This is a genomic window from Angustibacter sp. Root456, assembly GCF_001426435.1.
In the GTDB taxonomy this organism is placed as follows: Bacteria; Actinomycetota; Actinomycetes; order Actinomycetales; family Angustibacteraceae; genus Angustibacter.
Window position 1 is genome coordinate 248974 of sequence record NZ_LMER01000015.1, and the last position, 17386, is coordinate 266359.

At 72.7% G+C, this 17386-nt stretch carries 17 protein-coding genes; 2 read left to right on the plus strand and 15 right to left on the minus strand.

Translation table 11 applies throughout. The features are described from left to right. Positions 1 to 33 precede the first annotated feature (33 nt). The 13 genes from nuoK to ASD06_RS08985 all read right to left on the minus strand — a co-directional run bounded on the left by nuoK (position 34) and on the right by ASD06_RS08985 (position 12236). The gene (gene nuoK / locus ASD06_RS08925; protein WP_056675937.1) at positions 34 to 333 is read right to left on the minus strand and encodes an NADH-quinone oxidoreductase subunit NuoK; all 300 of its coding nucleotides are present in this window, start codon (positions 331 to 333) and stop codon (positions 34 to 36) included. Continuing rightward, complete coding sequence (locus tag ASD06_RS08930) at positions 330 to 1145, minus strand: NADH-quinone oxidoreductase subunit J (protein WP_056675941.1); 816 nt, start codon at positions 1143 to 1145, stop codon at positions 330 to 332. Before ASD06_RS08930 ends, nuoK begins: the two co-directional genes overlap by 4 nt. Then, on the minus strand, positions 1142 to 1870 hold the full coding sequence (nuoI, locus tag ASD06_RS08935) for an NADH-quinone oxidoreductase subunit NuoI (RefSeq protein WP_082537860.1): 729 nt from the start codon (positions 1868 to 1870) through the stop codon (positions 1142 to 1144). The genes ASD06_RS08930 and nuoI overlap by 4 nt, the downstream gene beginning before the upstream one ends. Next, positions 1863 to 3209 carry an NADH-quinone oxidoreductase subunit NuoH gene (nuoH, locus tag ASD06_RS08940; protein WP_082537861.1) on the minus strand — a complete coding sequence of 449 codons (1347 nt, stop codon included), beginning with the start codon at positions 3207 to 3209 and terminating at the stop codon, positions 1863 to 1865. Before nuoH ends, nuoI begins: the two co-directional genes overlap by 8 nt. Beyond that, positions 3206 to 5683: an NADH-quinone oxidoreductase subunit G gene (locus ASD06_RS08945; RefSeq protein ID WP_056675944.1), complete on the minus strand. Its 2478-nt coding sequence runs from the start codon at positions 5681 to 5683 to the stop codon at positions 3206 to 3208. The genes nuoH and ASD06_RS08945 overlap by 4 nt, the downstream gene beginning before the upstream one ends. Further along, complete coding sequence (gene nuoF / locus ASD06_RS08950) at positions 5680 to 7008, minus strand: NADH-quinone oxidoreductase subunit NuoF (RefSeq protein ID WP_056675948.1); 1329 nt, start codon at positions 7006 to 7008, stop codon at positions 5680 to 5682. The genes ASD06_RS08945 and nuoF overlap by 4 nt, the downstream gene beginning before the upstream one ends. A gap of 3 nt (positions 7009 to 7011) precedes the next feature. Then, entirely contained in the window at positions 7012 to 7860 is an 849-nt protein-coding gene (gene nuoE, locus ASD06_RS08955; protein ID WP_056675951.1) for an NADH-quinone oxidoreductase subunit NuoE, read from the minus strand. After that, a complete protein-coding gene (locus tag ASD06_RS08960) occupies positions 7860 to 9245 on the minus strand; it encodes an NADH-quinone oxidoreductase subunit D (RefSeq protein WP_082537862.1) in 1386 nt (461 codons plus the stop codon). The genes nuoE and ASD06_RS08960 overlap by 1 nt, the downstream gene beginning before the upstream one ends. Further along, entirely contained in the window at positions 9245 to 10078 is an 834-nt protein-coding gene (locus tag ASD06_RS08965) for an NADH-quinone oxidoreductase subunit C (protein WP_082537863.1), read from the minus strand. Before ASD06_RS08965 ends, ASD06_RS08960 begins: the two co-directional genes overlap by 1 nt. Next, positions 10075 to 10629, minus strand: a complete 555-nt coding sequence (locus tag ASD06_RS08970) for an NADH-quinone oxidoreductase subunit B family protein (protein ID WP_056675953.1) — start codon at positions 10627 to 10629, stop codon at positions 10075 to 10077. Before ASD06_RS08970 ends, ASD06_RS08965 begins: the two co-directional genes overlap by 4 nt. 7 nt (positions 10630 to 10636) lie before the next feature. Beyond that, positions 10637 to 10996 carry an NADH-quinone oxidoreductase subunit A gene (locus ASD06_RS08975; protein WP_056675957.1) on the minus strand — a complete coding sequence of 120 codons (360 nt, stop codon included), beginning with the start codon at positions 10994 to 10996 and terminating at the stop codon, positions 10637 to 10639. 275 nt (positions 10997 to 11271) lie between these two features. Continuing rightward, positions 11272 to 11445 (minus strand): CsbD family protein, encoded by a 174-nt coding sequence (locus ASD06_RS08980; RefSeq protein ID WP_056675961.1) that lies wholly within the window; start codon positions 11443 to 11445, stop codon positions 11272 to 11274. A 95-nt stretch (positions 11446 to 11540) separates the two neighbouring features. Further along, on the minus strand, positions 11541 to 12236 hold the full coding sequence (locus ASD06_RS08985) for a demethylmenaquinone methyltransferase (protein ID WP_056675964.1): 696 nt from the start codon (positions 12234 to 12236) through the stop codon (positions 11541 to 11543). Between the two features lie 136 nt (positions 12237 to 12372). On the opposite strand from ASD06_RS08985, the gene ASD06_RS08990 reads away from it, so the two are divergent. Further along, the gene (locus tag ASD06_RS08990) at positions 12373 to 13641 is read left to right on the plus strand and encodes an isochorismate synthase MenF (protein WP_056676442.1); all 1269 of its coding nucleotides are present in this window, start codon (positions 12373 to 12375) and stop codon (positions 13639 to 13641) included. Positions 13642 to 13725: 84 nt separating this feature from the next. Here the strand turns inward: ASD06_RS08990 and menD are convergent, their stop codons facing one another. After that, positions 13726 to 15435, minus strand: coding sequence for a 2-succinyl-5-enolpyruvyl-6-hydroxy-3-cyclohexene-1-carboxylic-acid synthase (gene menD, locus ASD06_RS08995; protein WP_056676445.1), 1710 nt, complete (start codon positions 15433 to 15435; stop codon positions 13726 to 13728). 201 nt (positions 15436 to 15636) lie between these two features. On the opposite strand from menD, the gene ASD06_RS09000 reads away from it, so the two are divergent. Then, complete coding sequence (locus ASD06_RS09000) at positions 15637 to 16392, plus strand: ATP-binding protein (protein WP_056675967.1); 756 nt, start codon at positions 15637 to 15639, stop codon at positions 16390 to 16392. On the opposite strand, the gene ASD06_RS09005 is transcribed toward ASD06_RS09000, so the two are convergent. Beyond that, positions 16376 to 17371 (minus strand): o-succinylbenzoate synthase, encoded by a 996-nt coding sequence (locus tag ASD06_RS09005; protein WP_056675970.1) that lies wholly within the window; start codon positions 17369 to 17371, stop codon positions 16376 to 16378. The genes ASD06_RS09000 and ASD06_RS09005 overlap by 17 nt on opposite strands. Positions 17372 to 17386 lie beyond the last annotated feature (15 nt).

Consider the following 17386-nt stretch of genomic DNA (forward strand, 5'->3'; position numbering starts at 1 on the left):
TGGGTATCGGTTCCGTTTCGGTTCTCGTGCCCGTCAGAGCTTGAGCAGGTTGGCGTCGTCGACCGAGGCCGAGCGGCGGGCGCGGAAGATGCTCAGGATGATCGCGAGCCCGACGACGACCTCGGCGGCCGCGACGAGCATCACGAACAGCGCCACCACCTGACCGTCGAGGCTGCCCTGCATGCGGGCGAAGGTCACGAACAGCAGGTTGGTCGCGTTGAGCATGAGCTCGACGCCCATGAACACCACGATCGCGTTGCGCCGCAGCAGCACCGTGACCGCACCGATCGCGAACAGGATCGACGCCAGGTACACGTAGTTGGTCAGGTTCATCGCCGGCCCCCCTCCTCGACGTCCTGCTCGATGGCCGGGACGTCACGGTCGAAGTCGTCGGCAGGGCGCACCTGCTGGCGGATGCGCAGCACCCGCGACACCGACAGCTCGCTCGGCGTGCCGTCGGGCAGCAGGGCCGGGGTGTCGACGGCGTTGTGGCGGGCGAAGACGCCCGGGGCCGGCAGGCCCGCCGGCATCCTGCCGGTGCGGAACCGCTCCTCGGCCTGCACGCGCTGGGTGCGCTTGATGCCGAGCCGCTCACGGTGCGCCAGCACCATCGAGCCCATGGCGGCGGTGATCAGCAGGGCGCTGGTGACCTCGAAGGCCCACACGTACTTGCCGAAGATGAGGTTGGCGATGCCGTTGACGTTGCCGTCCGCGTTCGCGTCGGCGAGGCCGAGCGGCTGACCGAAGGTCGCGGAGCCGACGCCGGCGATGAGCAGCACGCCGAGTCCGATCGCGAGCAGCAGGCCCACCCAGCGCTGGCCGGTGATCGTCTCGATCATCGAGTCCGAGGAGTCGACGCCCACCAGCATCAGCACGAACAGGAACAGCATCATCACGGCACCGGTGTAGACGAACACCTGGATGACGCCGAGGAAGTCGGCGTCCTGAGCCAGGTAGATCGCCCCGAGGCTCACCATGACCACCGCCATGCCGAGCGCCGCGTGCACCGCCTTGCGCGCGAAGACCAGACCGAGCGCGGCGAGCACCATGATCGGCCCGAGGATCCAGAACATCACCGTCTCGGCCGAGCCAGGCGACGGGTCACCGGCCGCGAGCAGCTGGGCCGGCAGGACGATGGCGTTCATCGACGGGCCTCCTCGGCCAGTGCCGTGCCCTGCGTCTGCGGGCCGAGGGCCGAGGCCGACTCGTCGCCGAGCTGACCGGCGCGCTCCTCGACCCACGCCTGCTGCTCGGGCGTGGCCTTGTCGACCTCACCGCGGTAGTAGCTCTTGTCGTTCGCGCCCTCGGGCATGGGGTGGGGCGGGGCGAGCATGCCGGCGCGCAGCGGCGCGAGCAGCTGGTCCTTCTCGAAGATGAGCTTGCCGCGGGCGTCGTCGGCGAGCTCGTACTCGTTGGTCATCGTGAGCGCGCGCGTGGGGCACGCCTCGATGCACAGCCCACAGAAGATGCAGCGCAGGTAGTTGATCTGGTAGACGCGGCCGTAGCGCTCACCCGGGGAGTAGCGCGCGTCCTCGGTGTTGTCGGCGCCCTCGACGTAGATGGCGTCAGCCGGGCAGGCCCAGGCGCACAGCTCGCAGCCGATGCACTTCTCCAGACCGTCGGGGTGACGGTTGAGCTGGTGCCGGCCGTGGTACCGCGGCTCGGTGCCGCGCGGCTTCTCGGGGTACTCCTCGGTAGCGACCTTCTTGAACATCGTCGAGAAGGCGACGCCGAAGCCCGCGACCTGGGGCGCCAGCGTGGCCAGCAGCCGCTTCTTGTCGCTCTTGCGGGGCTCGCGGGGCTCGGCATGGCCTCGCCCGCCCTGCGCCGGCGTCGAGTCGCCGGCCGGACGCAGTGATCCGTCAGCCACGAAGATCCTCCTCGGTGGTGCTCGGGGCCGCGCCGGTGAGCGCGCGCTCCGAGTCCGCGGGCCGCGGGCGGGGCCCGCGGGTCACCGCGATGGTCTGGCCGGGCAGTGGTGGCACGGGGTGGCCACCGGCGAACGGGTCGATCTCGCCGAGGTCCCAGCCGCCTTCGTCCGCGCGGCGGGCCGAGCGCGAGTCGACGGCCCAGGCAATGGCGCCACCGATCAGCGCCAGCACGCCGATGGCGATGAACAGGCCGCGACGTCCGGTGTCGGTGATGTCGGGCAGCGCGCGGATCGTCGCGACGGCCACGATCCACAGCAGGCTGGCGGGGATGAGGAACTTCCAGCCGAACCGCATGAACTGGTCGTACCGCACCCGGGGCAGCGAGCCGCGGACCCAGACGAAGAAGAACAGGAACATCCACAGCTTGACGACGAACCACAGGATCGGCCACCAGCCGTGGTTGAACATGCCGTCGTTGATCGACGACAGCGGCCACGGGGCGCGCCAGCCGCCGAGGAACAAGGTGGTGGCGAGAGCGGAGACGGTGAGCATGTTGACGTACTCGCCGAGGAAGAACATCGCGAACTTCAGCGAGGAGTACTCGGTGTGGAAGCCACCGGTGAGCTCACCCTCGCCCTCGGCGAGGTCGAACGGCAGGCGGTTGGTCTCACCCAGCATCGTGATGACGTAGACCACGAACGAGAAGATCGCGGGGATGATGAACCACTGCGAGGTCTGCGCGTGCACGATCTCGGACGTCGACATCGAGCCCGCGTAGAGGAACACCGGCACGAGCGACAGGCCCATGGCGATCTCGTAGCTGACGATCTGCGCCGACGAGCGCAGTCCACCGAGCAGCGGGTACGTCGAACCCGACGACCAGCCGGCCAGCAGGATGCCGTAGACGCCGACGCTCGCGACGGCGAGCACGAAGATCACCGCGACGGGGATGTCGGTGAGCTGCAGCGGGGTGCGGTGCCCGAAGATCGAGACCTCGGGACCGAACGGGATGATCGCGAAGGACACGAACGCCATCGCACCGGCGATCGCCGGGGCGATGATGTAGACCGCCTTGTCGGCGGCCTTGGGGATGATGTCCTCCTTCAGCGCCAGCTTGATGCCGTCGGCCAGCGTCTGCAGCAGGCCGAACGGGCCGGTGCGGTTCGGGCCCGGCCGCTGCTGCATGCGCCCGATGACCCGGCGCTCGAACCAGATGACGATGAGCGTGTTGAGCATCAAGAAGACGAAGATCGCCAGCGCCTTGATGACGACCAGCCACCACGTGGTGTCGCTGAAGTCAGCGGCGCCGGGGTTGGCCGTGAGCAGGGCCGTGGTCATGCCGCACCTCCCCTGCTGAGCGTGACGACGGAGCCGGAATCAGCCCCGAGGAGCGTACGCACCGGGTATCCCGTCTGGTTCGTGGGCAGCCACACGGCCCGCTCGGGCATGTCGGTGACCACCAGCGGGAGCGTGAGCTGACCGCGCTCGGTCGACACGGTGACCAGGTCGCCCTCGGCGACACCGACCTCGGCGGCCGTGGCGGCCGACAGACGCACCACCGGTCTACGGGCGGTGCCGGCGAGCCAGGGCTCGCCGTCCTGCAGCCGGCCGGCGTCGAGCAGCAGGTGCCACGTCGACAGCACGGCCTGGTTGGGGCCGACCGCCGGGGGCTCGGCGGCCGGCACGGACGGCGCCGCAGCCCGCTCGCCGTCCCACACCGCGATCTCGGCGGCCTGGGCCCGCACGCTGGCGAGGTCGCGCAGGCCCAGCGGGACGTCCAGCTCGTCGGCCAGCAGGTCGAGCACGCGGTAGTCGCTGAGCGCGTTGGTCTCCAGCGCGATACCGAAGGGCCGCTCGCGACCCTCCCAGGTCCAGAACGTGCCGCCCTTCTCGGCGACCGCGGCGACCGGCAGGACGACGTCGGCGCGCTCGGTGACGGCGCTCGGCCGCAGCTCGAGGGAGACGACGAACCCGGCGGCGTCGAGTGCCTCGACCGCGGCCACGGGATCGGCCAGGTCAGCCGGTTCGACACCGCCCACGACCAGGCCGCCGAGCTCGCCGCTGCGCGCGGCCTCCAGCATGGCGGCGGTGTCGCGTCCGGGCTGCTCGGGCAGGCCGTCGACGGCCCAGGCCGCGGCCAGGTCGACGCGCGCTGCGGCGTCGCCGACCGGGCGGCCCCCGGGCAGCAGGTTCGGCAGCGCACCGGCCTCGACGGCGCCGCGCTCACCGGCGCGCCGGGGCACCCAGGCGATGCGAGCGCCGGTGGCCTCGGCCAGGCGCAGCACCGCCGACAGGGCGCCGGGCGTCTGCGACAGCCGCTCGCCGACCAGCACCACAGCGCCCTCGGCGCGCAGCAGCTGGGTGGTGTCCTCGACCTCGGCCAGGCCCTCGGCGAGGGCGTCGAGCACCTCGGCCTCGGTGCCGGGACCGGCCGGGATCAGCCGGCCGTCGAGCTTCTCGAGCCCGCGGGTGGCCCAGCTGGCGATGGAGACGACCTGCTGGCGGTGCGCCCGCACGGCCTTGCGCAGGCGCAGGAAGACGATCGGCGACTCCTCCTCGGGTTCCAGCCCCACCAGCAGCACGGCCGGAGCCTGCTCGAGCTGGTCGTAGCTGACGCCCTCGGCGCCGACCCAGGCCCCCGCCACGGCGTGGGCCAGGAACTCGGCCTCCTCGGCCGACTGCGGCCGGGCGCGGAAGTCGACGTCGTTGGTGCCCAGCACGACGCGCGCGAACTTGGCGTACGCGTAGGCGTCCTCGTGCGTCACGCGCCCGCCGGTGAGGACGCCGACGCCGCCGGCCGCGCGGGCGGCGCGCAGCCCCTCGGCGGCGACGGACAGCGCCTCGGGCCAGGAGGCCACGCGCAGCTCGCCGGTGTCGGTGTCGCGCACGAGCGGGTGGGTGAGACGGTCGAGCGTGGCGTACTGGAAGGCCCAGCGCCCCTTGTCGCAGTTCCACTCCTCGTTGACCTGCGGGTCGTTGTCGGCCAGCCGGCGCAGCACCACGCCACGGCGGTGGTCGGTGCGCAGGCCGCAGCCGGACGCGCAGTGCTCGCACACCGACGGCACCGACACGAGGTCGAACGGCCGGGCGCGGAAGCGGTAGGCGGCACCCGTCAGCGCGCCCACCGGGCAGATCTGCACGGTGTTGCCGCTGAAGTAGCTCTCGAACGGCTGCTTGGCGTAGATCCCGACCTGCTGCAGCGCGCTGCGCTCGACCAGCTCGATGAACGGGTCGCCGGCGATCTGCTTGCTGAAGCGGGTGCAGCGCGCACACAGCACGCAGCGATCGCGGTCGAGCAGCACCTGGCTCGAGATGTTGATCGGCTTGGGGTACGTGCGCTTGACGTCGTCGAAGCGGGTCTCGGGCCGGCCGTTCGACAGCGCCTGGTTCTGCAGCGGGCACTCGCCGCCCTTGTCGCAGACCGGGCAGTCCAGCGGGTGGTTGATGAGCAGGAACTCCATGACGCCGTGCTGGGCCTTGTCGGCCACCGGCGACGTGCGCTGGGTCTTGACCACCATGCCCTCGCTGACGGCGAGGGTGCAGGAGGCCTGCGGCTTGGGCATGGCGCGCAGCGAGCCGTCCGGACCGGGGGTCGAGACCTCCACCAGGCACTGGCGGCAGGCGCCGACCGGCTCGAGCAGCGGGTGGTCGCAGAAGCGCGGGATCTGCACGCCCACCTGCTCGGCGGCCCGGATGACGAGCGTGCCCTTGGGCACCTCGACGGTGGCGCCGTCGATGACCATCGAGACGAGGTCGTCGCGCTTGGCGGCGTCCCCGCCCGAGGGGGTGGTGACGCTGGTCGTCGTCGTCATGGTGCTGCGATCACCTCAGGTGCGAACAGGGCGGAGGCTGCGCGGTCGAACGGGCAGCCACCGCTGGGGTTCTCAGCGGACGGCAGGTGCCGCAGGTACTCGTCGCGGAAGTACTGGATGCTCGACGTCACCGGGCTCGTGGCACCGTCTCCGAGCGCGCAGAACGCGCGACCGAGGATGTTGTCGCAGATGTCGAGCAGCTTGTCGAGGTCGGCCTCCGTGCCCTGGCCGTGCTCGAGCCGGTGCAGCACCTGCTTCATCCAGTAGTTGCCCTCGCGGCACGGCGTGCACTTGCCGCAGGACTCGTGGGCGTAGAAGTCGATCCAGCGGTCGACCGCCCGTACGACGCACGTGGTGTCGTCGAAGATCTGCAGCGCGCGCGTGCCGAGCATCGAGCCCGCGGCACCGACCGACTCGAAGTCCAGCGGGACGTCGAGGTGCTCGGCGGTGAAGATGGGCGTCGACGATCCGCCCGGCGTCCAGAACTTCAGCTTGCTCTGCTCGCTGCGCATGCCGCCGGCCATGTCGAGCAGCTCGCGCAGCGTGATGCCCAGCGGTGCCTCGTACTGGCCCGGGTGCTTGACGTGGCCCGAGAGGCTGAAGAAGCCGAAGCCCGTGGACTTCTCGGTGCCCATGGACGTGAACCAGTCCGCGCCCTTGAGCAGGATCGGCGGCACGCTGGCGATCGACTCGACGTTGTTGACCACCGTCGGGCGCGCGTACAGGCCCGCCACCGCGGGGAACGGCGGCTTCAGCCGCGGCTGGCCGCGACGACCCTCGAGGGAGTCGAGCAGCGCGGTCTCCTCACCGCAGATGTACGCGCCCGCGCCGGCGTGCACGGTGACGTCGAGGTCGAACCCCGAGCCGAGGATGTTCTTGCCCAGGTAGCCCTTCGCGTACGCCTCCTCGACCGCGCGCATCAGGCGGCGGAGCACGTGCACGACCTCGCCGCGCACGTAGATGAAGGCGTGGTTGCAGCCGATGGCGTACGAGGTGATGGCGACGCCCTCGATGAGGAACTGCGGCGTCGCCATCATGAGCGGGATGTCCTTGCAGGTGCCCGGCTCGGACTCGTCGGCGTTGACGACGAGGTAGCGAGGGCCGCCGTCCGGCGGGGGCAGGAAGCCCCACTTCATGCCGGTGGGGAAGCCGGCGCCGCCGCGCCCGCGCAGGCCGGAGTCCTTGACGGTCGTGATGACGTCGGCCTGCGCCATGCCGAGCGCCTTGCGCAGCGCCTGGTAGCCGTCGTGCGCCTCGTAGGTCTCCATCGACCACGAGCGGTCGGCGTCCCAGAACTCGCTGAGGATCGGGGTGAGCGTGGTCATGGCTCAGTCCTCCTTCGCGGGCTGGGTGGACGCGGCGCCCTGCGTGCCAGAGGCGATGGCGGCGTCGTTGGCACTGGGGTGGGCAGGGTCGGCGACGTGCTCGGCGGCGACCTGCTCGGATGCGGCTCCCGCGTTGGGGGCGGAGGTCTGGGGCGCCGTCCAGCCCTTCTCGTGGGCCAGCTGCAGGCCGCGCAGGGTGGGCTCGCCGGCGCCGGGGCCCTCGTCGGCCAGGCCGTCAGGGAAACCGGCGAGCGTGCGCGAGACCTGCTTGAAGGTGCAGACCCGGCTCGGGCCCCGGGTGGGCTGCACCGCGTCACCGGCGCGCAGCCGGTCGGCCAGGTCGCGGGCGGACGACGGCGTCTGGTTGTCGAAGAACTCCCAGTTGACCATCACGACGGGGGCGTAGTCGCAGGCCGCGTTGCACTCGACGCGCTCGAGGGTGATGGCGCCGTCGTCGGTCGTCTCGTCGTGACCGACGCCGAGATGCTGCGACAGGGAGTCGAAGATCGCGTCGCCGCCCATGATCGCGCACAGCGTGTTGGTGCAGACGCCGACGGTGTAGGTGCCGTTGGGGTGGCGCTTGTACTGCGTGTAGAACGTCGCGACGCCGGCCACCTCGGCGGTGGTGAGGTCGAGGCGCTGCGCGCAGTACTCGATGCCGCGCTGGCTGACGAAGCCGTCCTCGCTCTGCACGAGGTGCAGCATGGGCAGCAGCGCCGAGCGGGCCTGCGGGTAACGCGCGATGATCTCGGCGCTGTCGGCGTCCAGCCGGGTGCGCACGTCGTCGGGGTAGGCGTCCGCCCCCTCGGCGGCGCCTGCGACGGCGAACGTGGCCTGGTCGTCCGCGGGCATCAGCGGTCCACCCCTCCCATGACGGGATCGATCGAGGCGACGGCGACGATGACGTCGGCCAGCTGGCCGCCCTCGCACATCGCGGCCGTGGCCTGCAGGTTGTTGAAGCTCGGGTCGCGGAAGTGCGCGCGGTAGGGACGCGTGCCGCCGTCGCTCACCAGGTGGACGCCGAGCTCGCCCTTCGGCGACTCCACGGCCTGGTAGACCTGGCCGGCCGGCACCCGGAAGCCCTCGGTGACCAGCTTGAAGTGGTGGATCAGGGCCTCCATCGAGGTGCCCATGATGTGCCTGATGTGGTCGAGGCTGTTGCCCATGCCGTCGGAGGAGATGGCGAGCTGGGCGGGCCAGGCGATCTTCTTGTCGTCGATCATCACCGGCCCGGACGTGTTCTGCAGCCGGTCGACCGCCTGCTCGATGATGCTGAGCGACTCGTAGCACTCGTCGAGGCGGATCCGCAGGCGCCCGTAGGCGTCGCAGGTGTCGCGGGTCATGACCTCGAAGTCGTAGGTCTCGTACCCGCAGTACGGCGCGACCTTGCGCAGGTCGTGCGGCAGGCCCGTCGAGCGCAGCACCGGGCCGGTGACGCCGAGGGCGATGCAGCCGGTGAGGTCGAGGTAGCCGACGTCGACCATGCGGCCCTTGAGCACGGGGTTCTCGTTGAGCAGCGCCTCGAGCTCACCCAGACCGGCGCGCACGGCCGGCACCATGTCGCGGATGCGGTCGATGGCGCCCGGCGGCAGGTCCTGCGCCACCCCGCCGGGGCGGACGTAGGCGTTGTTCATCCGCAGGCCGGTGATGTTCTCGATCACGGCCAGGATGCGCTCGCGCTCGCGGAAGCCGACCGTCATGACGGTGGTGGCGCCCATCTCCATACCGCCGGTGGCCGTGGCCACCAGGTGGGAGGAGATGCGCGTGAGCTCCATCATCAGCACGCGGATGATCGAGGCCCGCTCGGGGATCTGGTCGGTGACCCCGAGCAGCTTCTCGATGCCGAGGCAGTACGCGGCCTCCTGGAACATGGGCGTGAGGTAGTCCATGCGCGTGCAGAACGTGACGCCCTGCACCCAGGTGCGGTACTCCATGTTCTTCTCGATGCCGGTGTGCAGGTAGCCGATGCCGGCCCGGGCCTCGGTGACGCTCTCGCCGTCGATCTCGAGGATGAGCCGCAGCACGCCGTGGGTGGAGGGGTGCTGGGGCCCCATGTTGACGACGATGCGCTCCTCGCCGAGGGCGGCCGCCTCCTCGGCGACGTCGTCCCAGTCGCCGCCGGAGGCGTTGAACACCGCGCCCTCGAGGGGTGCGCCGGCGTCCGTGGCGCCGTACGGGTCGGCGTCCACGCGCTGGGAGTCCGGGGTGGCGCCGGGGGTGATGGTCTGGTCGCTCATCAGCTGTACGACCTCCGCTCGTCGGGCGGCGGTACCTGCGCGCCCTTGTACTCGACGGGGATGCCGCCGAGGGGGTAGTCCTTGCGCTGGGGGTGGCCCGGCCAGTCGTCGGGCATGAGGATCCGGGTGAGCGCCGGGTGGCCCCGGAAGACGATGCCGAACATGTCCCACGTCTCGCGCTCGTGCCAGTCGTTGCCCGGCCAGACGTCGATGACCGACGGGATCCAGGCGTCGCCGTCCGGGCAGGCGACCTCGAGCCGCACGCGGCGGGCGCCGTGGGTGATCGACAGCAGGTGGTAGACGGCGTGCAGCTCGCGGCCGGTCTCGTGCGGGTAGTGCACGCCGCTCACGCCGGTGCAGATCTCGAACCGCAGGCTCGGCTCGTCCCGCATGGTGCGCGCGACCACGGGCAGCGCCTCGCGCCGCACGAACAGCGTGAGCTCGCCGAGCTCGGCCACGACCTTCTCGATCGCGTCGTCGAAGGTCACGCCCTCGTCGCCCAGCGCCGCCTCGAGGTCGGTGACGGCGTCCTCCCACCACCCGTCGAGCGGGCGCTGCGCCGGAGCGGCGAACACCACGGGGCGCACGAGACCGCCGTAGCCGGAGGTGTCACCCGCGTCCTGGACGCCGAACATGCCCGTGCGGACGTCGACGACCTCGGCGTGCGTGACCTCGGGCTGGTCGACCGGCGACTTGTGCACCTCGGCCGTCGTCGGGGCGGCCTCCTGGGCCACCGCCGAGGTCGGCTTGGTCTGGCCAGCGGCCTTCTCGTCGGCCTCGCGGGGCTCGCTCACGTCGTCCTTCCGGCCGGGCTCGTTCGTCGCGTCGCTCATCGCAGCAGCCCGTGCATGTGCTCGGTGGGCGTCGACTGCAGCGCCGCGGCCTCGGCGGCCCGAGCCGCCTGCTCGCGGTTGACGCCGAGCGGCATGCTCTGGATCTGCTCGTGCAGGGTGATGATCGCGTTGAGCAGCATCTGCGGCCGGGGCGGGCAGCCGGGCAGGTAGACGTCGACCGGCACGATGTGGTCGACGCCCTGCACGATCGCGTAGTTGTTGAACATGCCGCCGCTGCTCGCGCAGACACCCATCGAGATGACCCACTTGGGCTCGGGCATCTGGTCGTAGACCTGGCGCACGACGGGGGCCATCTTCTGGCTCACCCGGCCGGCCACGATCATCAGGTCGGCCTGGCGCGGCGTGGCGCTGAACCGCTCCATGCCGAAGCGGGCGATGTCGTAGTCGGGCGTGCCGACGGCCATCATCTCGATGGCGCAGCAGGCCAGACCGAACGTCGCCGGCCACACCGAGCTCTTGCGCATGTATCCCGCGAGCGACTCGACGGTCGTCAGCAGGAAGCCGGCGGGGAGCTTCTCCTCGATACCCATGAAGGCCTCAGTCCCATTCCAGTCCGCCGCGTCGCCACACGTAGGCGTACGCGATGAACACGGTGAGGATGAACAGCACCATCTCGACGAGCGCGAAGACACCCAGCCGCTGGAACCCCACCGCGAACGGGAAGAGGAACACCGACTCGATGTCGAAGATGATGAAGAGCATGGCGGTCAGGTAGTACTTGACCGGAAAGCGGCCACCGCCCGCCGCGTGCGGGGACGGCTCGATCCCGCACTCGTAGGCGTCGACCTTGGCGCGGTTGTAGCGCTTGGGGCCCGCCACGGAGCCGGCGGCCACGGAGAACACCGCGAAGCCTGCTCCCAAAGCGAACAGGACGAGAATCGGCACGTAGGGGTTCACGCCGTCTCGCTCCCCTCTGTCTCGTCAGTTGCGTGGCTCGGGCGGTGACTGCCGGGCGACTCGCGGCCTGGTGGCCGCAGGGCAGCCCACAGGGCCCGAAGCGACCTCATCCTAGGGCCGCCGGAGGCGGCCGGGCGGACGGGGGCCGCGGTGCGCCGTCCACCGCTTGTGATCGGCTTCACGAACGCATCGGTGAGTCTAGGCCAGCCGGACGCGACGCGACCGGCCCCCCCGTCGGGGAGCCGGTCGCCATCACGATCTCGGGGTCAGGACGCTCAGTGCTTGAACGCGTCCTTGACCTTCTCGCCGGCGTTCTTCAGGTCGGCCTTGGACTGGTCGCCCTTGCCCTCGGCCTCCATGCGCTCGTCGTCGGTGAGCTTGCCGGCGGCCTCCTTGGCCTTGCCCTTGAGGTCCTCGCCGGTGTTGTTCAGCTTGTCGTCGGCTCCCATGCCTGCCTCCTCGGTCGGCGTCCGTGTCGACGCGGGTGCTTCGAGAGGCCAGTCAAGCCGGGGTTGGCCGGGTCCGCATCCGGAGACGGCGATGATCAGGCGGGCCGCACCGCACGGTGCAACGCGACGATGCCGCCCGACAGGTTGCGCCACGCGACGTCGGCCCAGCCGGCCTGCTGTAGCAGGCCGGCCAGCTGCTCCTGCGCGGGCCAGTCGCGGATCGACTCGGCGAGGTAGACGTAGGAGTCGGGGTTGGAGCTCACGCGGCGCGCGATCGGCGGCAGCGCCCGCATGAGGTAGTTGACGTAGACGGCGCGGAACGGCCCCCACACGGGGTGGCTGAACTCGCAGATGACCAACCGGCCCCCAGGTCGAGTCACGCGCAGCATCTCGCGCAGGGCGGCGCCGGTGTCGACGACGTTGCGCAGGCCGAACGAGATGGTGACCGCGTCGAACGAGCCGTCGGCGAAGGGCAGGCGCGTGGCGTCGCCCGCGGTGAGCTGCAGGTCCGGACGTCGGCGCTTGCCGACGCGCAGCATGCCGAGCGAGAAGTCGGCCGGCACCACGTCGGCGCCGGCCGCCACGAGGGGCTCGCTGCTCGTGCCGGTGCCGGCTGCGAGGTCGAGGACGCGCTCGCCGCGCCGCAGGTCGAGGGCGCGACCGACGGCCCGACGCCACAGGCGGTCCTGGCCCAGGCTGAGCACGTCGTTGGTGAGGTCGTAGCGCGCGGCGACGGTGTCGAACATCGCGGCGACCTCGTCGGGGCGCTTGTCGAGGTGGGCTCGGGTCACGGCGCCATCCTCGCGCACGCGGCCTTGGCCCGGCGAGGCCCGGTGCGCTGGCGTGCATGATCACGCCCGCCCTCCTGGCGTGATCATGCACGCCAGCGCACCCTGCGTGGGGCACACCGGGCGGGCGCCGCCTACGCTGATCGACGTGACCGTCGCCGCGTCCGGAGCCGCCGCACCGCTCGTCGTGCGTACCGTCGCGCTCGACGACCCCGGCCCCCTGCTCGACCTGCTGCCCGACGAGCCCTGCGTCTCGTGGGTGCGCCGCGGCGAGGGACTCGTCGGCTGGGGTGAGGCGGCTCGTTTCGCCTCCCGGGGCGACGACCGCTTCGAGCAGGCCCAGCGGTGGTGGGCCGAGACCGTGTCCGGCGCCGTCGTCCGCGACGAGGTCGACCTGCCGGGCACCGGGCCGGTGGCCTTCGGCTCCTTCACCTTCGACGCCGGGTCGCCCGGCAGCGTGCTGGCGGTGCCCGCGGTCGTCGTCGGGCACCGCGGCGGGCGCTGGTGGGTCACGACCACCGCCACGCAGGGGGCGCTGCCGGCCGCCGCCAGCCTGGCACGCCACGAGGCGCGCGCGCCGGGCGCAGTCACGTACGCCGACGGCACGATGTCCGGCGCCGACTGGGAAGGCGTGGTCGCGCAGGCGGTGCAGCGCATCACGCGCGGCGACGTCGACAAGGTGGTGCTGGCGCGTGACCTGGAGGCCCGCACCGCGCATCCCGTCGACCCCCGCTGGCTGCTGCGCGGGCTCGCCGAGAGCTATCCCGGCTGCTGGACGTTCGCCGTCGACGGACTCGTCGGCGCCACCCCCGAGCTGCTCGTGCGCCTCGAGCGGGGCCTGGTGCACTCCCGCGTGCTCGCCGGCACGATCAGCCGAACCGGCGACGACGATCACGACCTGGCGCTCGCCGCGTCGCTGGCGCGCTCGAGCAAGGACCTCGAGGAGCACGAGTACGCCGTCCGCTCGCTCGCGGACGCCCTCGCACCGCACTGCACGTCGATGAACGTGCCCGAGGCGCCGTTCGTGCTGCACCTGCCGAACGTCATGCACCTGGCCACCGACGTCGCGGGTGTGCTGTCGGACGGCGCGACGTCGCTCACGCTGGTGGCGGCGCTGCACCCCACGGCCGCCGTGGGTGGGACGCCCACCGCGGCCGCCGTCGAGCTGATCCGCGAGCTCGAGGGCATGGACCGCGGTCGGTACGCCGGCCCGGTCGGCTGGACCGACGGCCGCGGCGACGGCGAATGGGGCATCGCGCTGCGCTGTGCCGAGCTCGACGGCGCCGACCCGCACCGGGTGCGGCTGTTCGCCGGCTGCGGCATCGTCGCGGGGTCGGACCCGGCGCGCGAGCTCGCGGAGTCCGACGCCAAGCTCGTGCCCATGCGCGACGCCCTCGACCGCGCCTGAGCCCCACCCTTCCGCCGCCCAGGCTGGTGTGCGCCACCCAGGCTGGTTCGCGCCACCCCGCCGCGGCCTGACCGGCCCACGCAGTCAGCGCAGGGCGTCGGCCGCCAGCGCGCGCAGCCGCGCGTGCAGGTCGCGGTGCCCGGTGCGGTCGACCCGCACCTCGACGACGTGCAGGCCGCTCGGCGGCGCCGCGACCACCTCGGCCAGCTCGTCGGGCGCCGACACGCTGGTGAATCGAGCACCGGCCCCCCGGCTCAGCGCGGCCAGGTCGGCATCGTGCGGCGTCCCGAAGACCCGCTCGAACGCCGCGGCGTGCTGCGACGCCCCCGGCTCGAGCAGGGAGAAGATCCCTCCGCCGTCGTCGTTGACCACCACGACGGTGAGGTCGGGCTGCAGCTCGGGCGGCCCCACCACCAGCCCGCCGACGTCGTGCAGGAACGTCAGGTCACCCACGAGCGCGTACGTCGGCCGCTCGCTCGCGAGCGCCAGCCCGGACGCCGTCGACAGGCACCCGTCGATGCCGGCGAGACCGCGGCTGGCGACCACCCGCGGCCCGGGCGTCGCGGCGAGCTCGAGGTCGCGCACGGAGTTCGACGACCCGGCGAAGACCTGGGCGTCCGGGGCCACGGCGCCGGTGAGCGTGCGGGCCACGGCGACCCCGGACGGCCAGCTCTGGGCCACCGGACCCGCCACGGCGGCCGACACGAGGGACGCGGCGTCCGCCCACTCGGCGACCCAGCCGGACGCCTCGGCTGCCGCGCCGCCGCCCTGCACGAGCAGCGACTCCAGCGGAAGCACCGAACGGGCGCGTCCCGCGGGGTCCGGCCAGGGCCCCGGCGCCACGACGAGGTCGACGTCGAGACCGGGGTCGGCGAGCAGCCGCGACACCGGCCGGGCGAGCGTGGGCCGCCCGACGACGACGACCCGCTCCGGCCGGTGGGACGCCATCCAGTCCGTCGCCGAGAGCAGCAGCGTGCCGTGGGGCAGCGCGTGCGAGCGCGCTCCCCCGCTCGACGGCTCCGCGATGAGCGGCCAGCCGCGCGAGGCCGCGAGCTCGGCCGCGGCGGCGCCCCAGTCGACGTCCTCGAGTGGCAGGTCGCCCACCACCATCAGGGTCCGCCGCCCGTCGTCGGGCACGGGAGGGGCCGACAGCACGCGGCTCACCACCGGTCCGGTGACCGGCGCGGTCCACGGTGCGCCGTCCGGACGCCCACCGAGGGGCTCGGCGAGCTCCGGGCCCTCGCCCGGCACGAGCGGCTCGCGGAACGGCAGGTTGAGGTGCACGGGGCCGGGCTGCTCGCCGCGCACGCCGGTGGCAGCGGCGATCGCTCGCGACACCGTCGAGCGCCACACCGGCACCTGACCGGGCCGCGTGTCGGGCGTGCCGAGGTCGTGCTGCCAGCGGACGGCGGAGCCGAAGATCCCAGGCTGGTCGGTGGTCTGGTTGGCGCCGGTGCCGCGCAGTTCGGGCGGCCGGTCGGCGGTGAGCAGCAGCAGCGGGACGCCGGAGTGCGACGCCTCGAGCACGGCGGGGTGCAGGTTGGCCACGGCGGTGCCGGACGTCGTCACGACGGGCACGGGCCGCCCGCTGCCCTTGGCGAGCCCCAGGGCGAGGAACGCCGCGGCCCGCTCGTCGAGGCGCACGTGCAGCCGCAGCCGCTGGTCGCGGTCGGCGCCGTGCAGCGCGAACGCGAGCGGGGCCGACCGCGAGCCAGGGCACAGGACGGCGTCGCGTACTCCGTGGCGGACGAGCTCGTCGACGACGACCTCGGCGCAGGCGGTGCTCGGGTTCACGGTGAGATCCTGCCGCACCTCTTCCACCGAGCGACGGCCCGGCGTACGTTTCCTGCAGGCGTGGGTGGGCGTTCTCGTGGAGTCGTCCGTGCCGCGCTCGGATGCGAGGCAGTGGCCATGACACCGATCGCACCGCCTGCGTGGTCTGGTCGGACCCTCCCCTCAGAGCGCAGCTGGGCCGACTCCAGCTGGTCGGCCCGCGTGACGCTGGGCAGCCAGCACGAGGTCACCGCCTACCAGCACCTCGGCGTGTGGCTGGTCGAGGTGCTGCAGTCCGGTCCGGACGCCGTGGCCGCCCTCGACCTCACCGTGCAGCTCGCGCTGGCCGAGTGCCCGCTGGGGCTGGTGTGCGCCTTGCCGCCTGACGCCGCGGCCGACGAGCCGCTCGTGACCGCGCTGGCGGGGCTGGGACGTCACGTCGCGCGCTGGCGGGCCACGCCGGTGGTCGTGGTCTGGGCCGACGACGCAGGCTGGGCCGAGGTGGCGGCCCGGCCGGGCGGGCGGCACCTGCAGCGCTCGTCGTCCCTGCTGCACGCGTGGTCGCAGCTGCGAACGGGCGGCGCCCAGCGGACGGCGGTCCTGGCGGTGACGGGCAACGCGCTCGCCGCGCGCGCGGCCAGGGCGTTCCTCACGCGCACGTGCCTGGACTGGCAGGTGCCGCAGCACCTCGAAGCGGGGCCCCTGGTCGTCAGTGAGCTGGTGACCAACGCGGTGCAGCACACCGACGGCGACGTCGACGTCCAGCTGGCCGAGCACGACGGTCGGCTGCGCGTGGCCGTCCGCGACCGCGGCGACGAGCCGCCGGTGACCCCGGCCGTCGACCCTCACAGCCTGTCCGGCCGCGGGCTGCGCATCGTGCAGACGCTGGCCGCGACGTCAGGGGCGCTACCCGCTGCCGGCGGTGGCAAGGTGGTGTGGGCCGTGCTCGACGCGGCGGGGGTCAGGATCGTGCGCTGAGCACGGCGTGGCAGCGGGCCAGCCGGTCGCGCCACCACCGCTGACGCTCGGGGCCAGCCAGGACGTCGGCGAGCTGGTCGGGGTGCACCGCACTGGCCGCCGCGGCACTGAGCTCACCAGCGCGAGGCCGCAGCGGGGTCGACGCGACGTCGCGCTCGAAGAGCCCCACGGTGCCGAGCCCGCAGGCGTACGGCAGGTCGGGCAGCGCGGCGGCCAGCGCGACGCCTGCCGCGATACCCACGGACGTGTCGAGCGCCGATGACACGACGACGGGGAGCCCGCACGCCTCGGCCACCTCGAGGGCGGCGCGCACACCCCCCAGCGGGGCGACCTTCACGACGACGACGTCGGCACTGCCCGCGGCGGCGACCTTCAGCGGGTCGTCGGCCTTGCGGATGCTCTCGTCGGCCGCGACGAGGACGTCGACGCCGGAGCGGGCGAGCGCCCGCCGCAGCTCGCCCAGCTCGTCGAGGGTCGCGCAGGGCTGCTCGAGGTACTCCAGGTCGTAGGGCGCAAGCGCCTGGGCAGCCCGCAGCGCGTCGTCCACGCTCCAGGCGCCGTTGGCGTCCACCCGCACCCGGCCGGTGGGCCCGAGCAGCCGGCGCACCTCGCCGACGCGCACGACGTCGTCCGCCAGCGACTGGCCCGGCTCGGCAACCTTCACCTTCGCCGTCCGGCAGCCGTCGAAGCGCTCGAGCACTGCTGCCACGTCAGCCGCCGGCACCGCGGGCACCGTGGCGTTCACCGGGACGGCGTCACGCACGCGCGACACTGGCGGCGACCACGCCGACTCGACTCCCGCCGCGAGCCAGCGCGCGGCCTCGGCGTCGTCGTACTCGACGAAGGGTGAGAACTCGCCCCAGCCGTGCGGCCCTTGCAGCACAACGGCTTCGCGGGTCGTGATGCTCCTGAACCGCACGCGCATCGGCAGGCTCACGACGTGCGCGGCGGCCAGCAGGGCGTCGAGGTCGGGCAGCACGCCCCTATCCTCGCC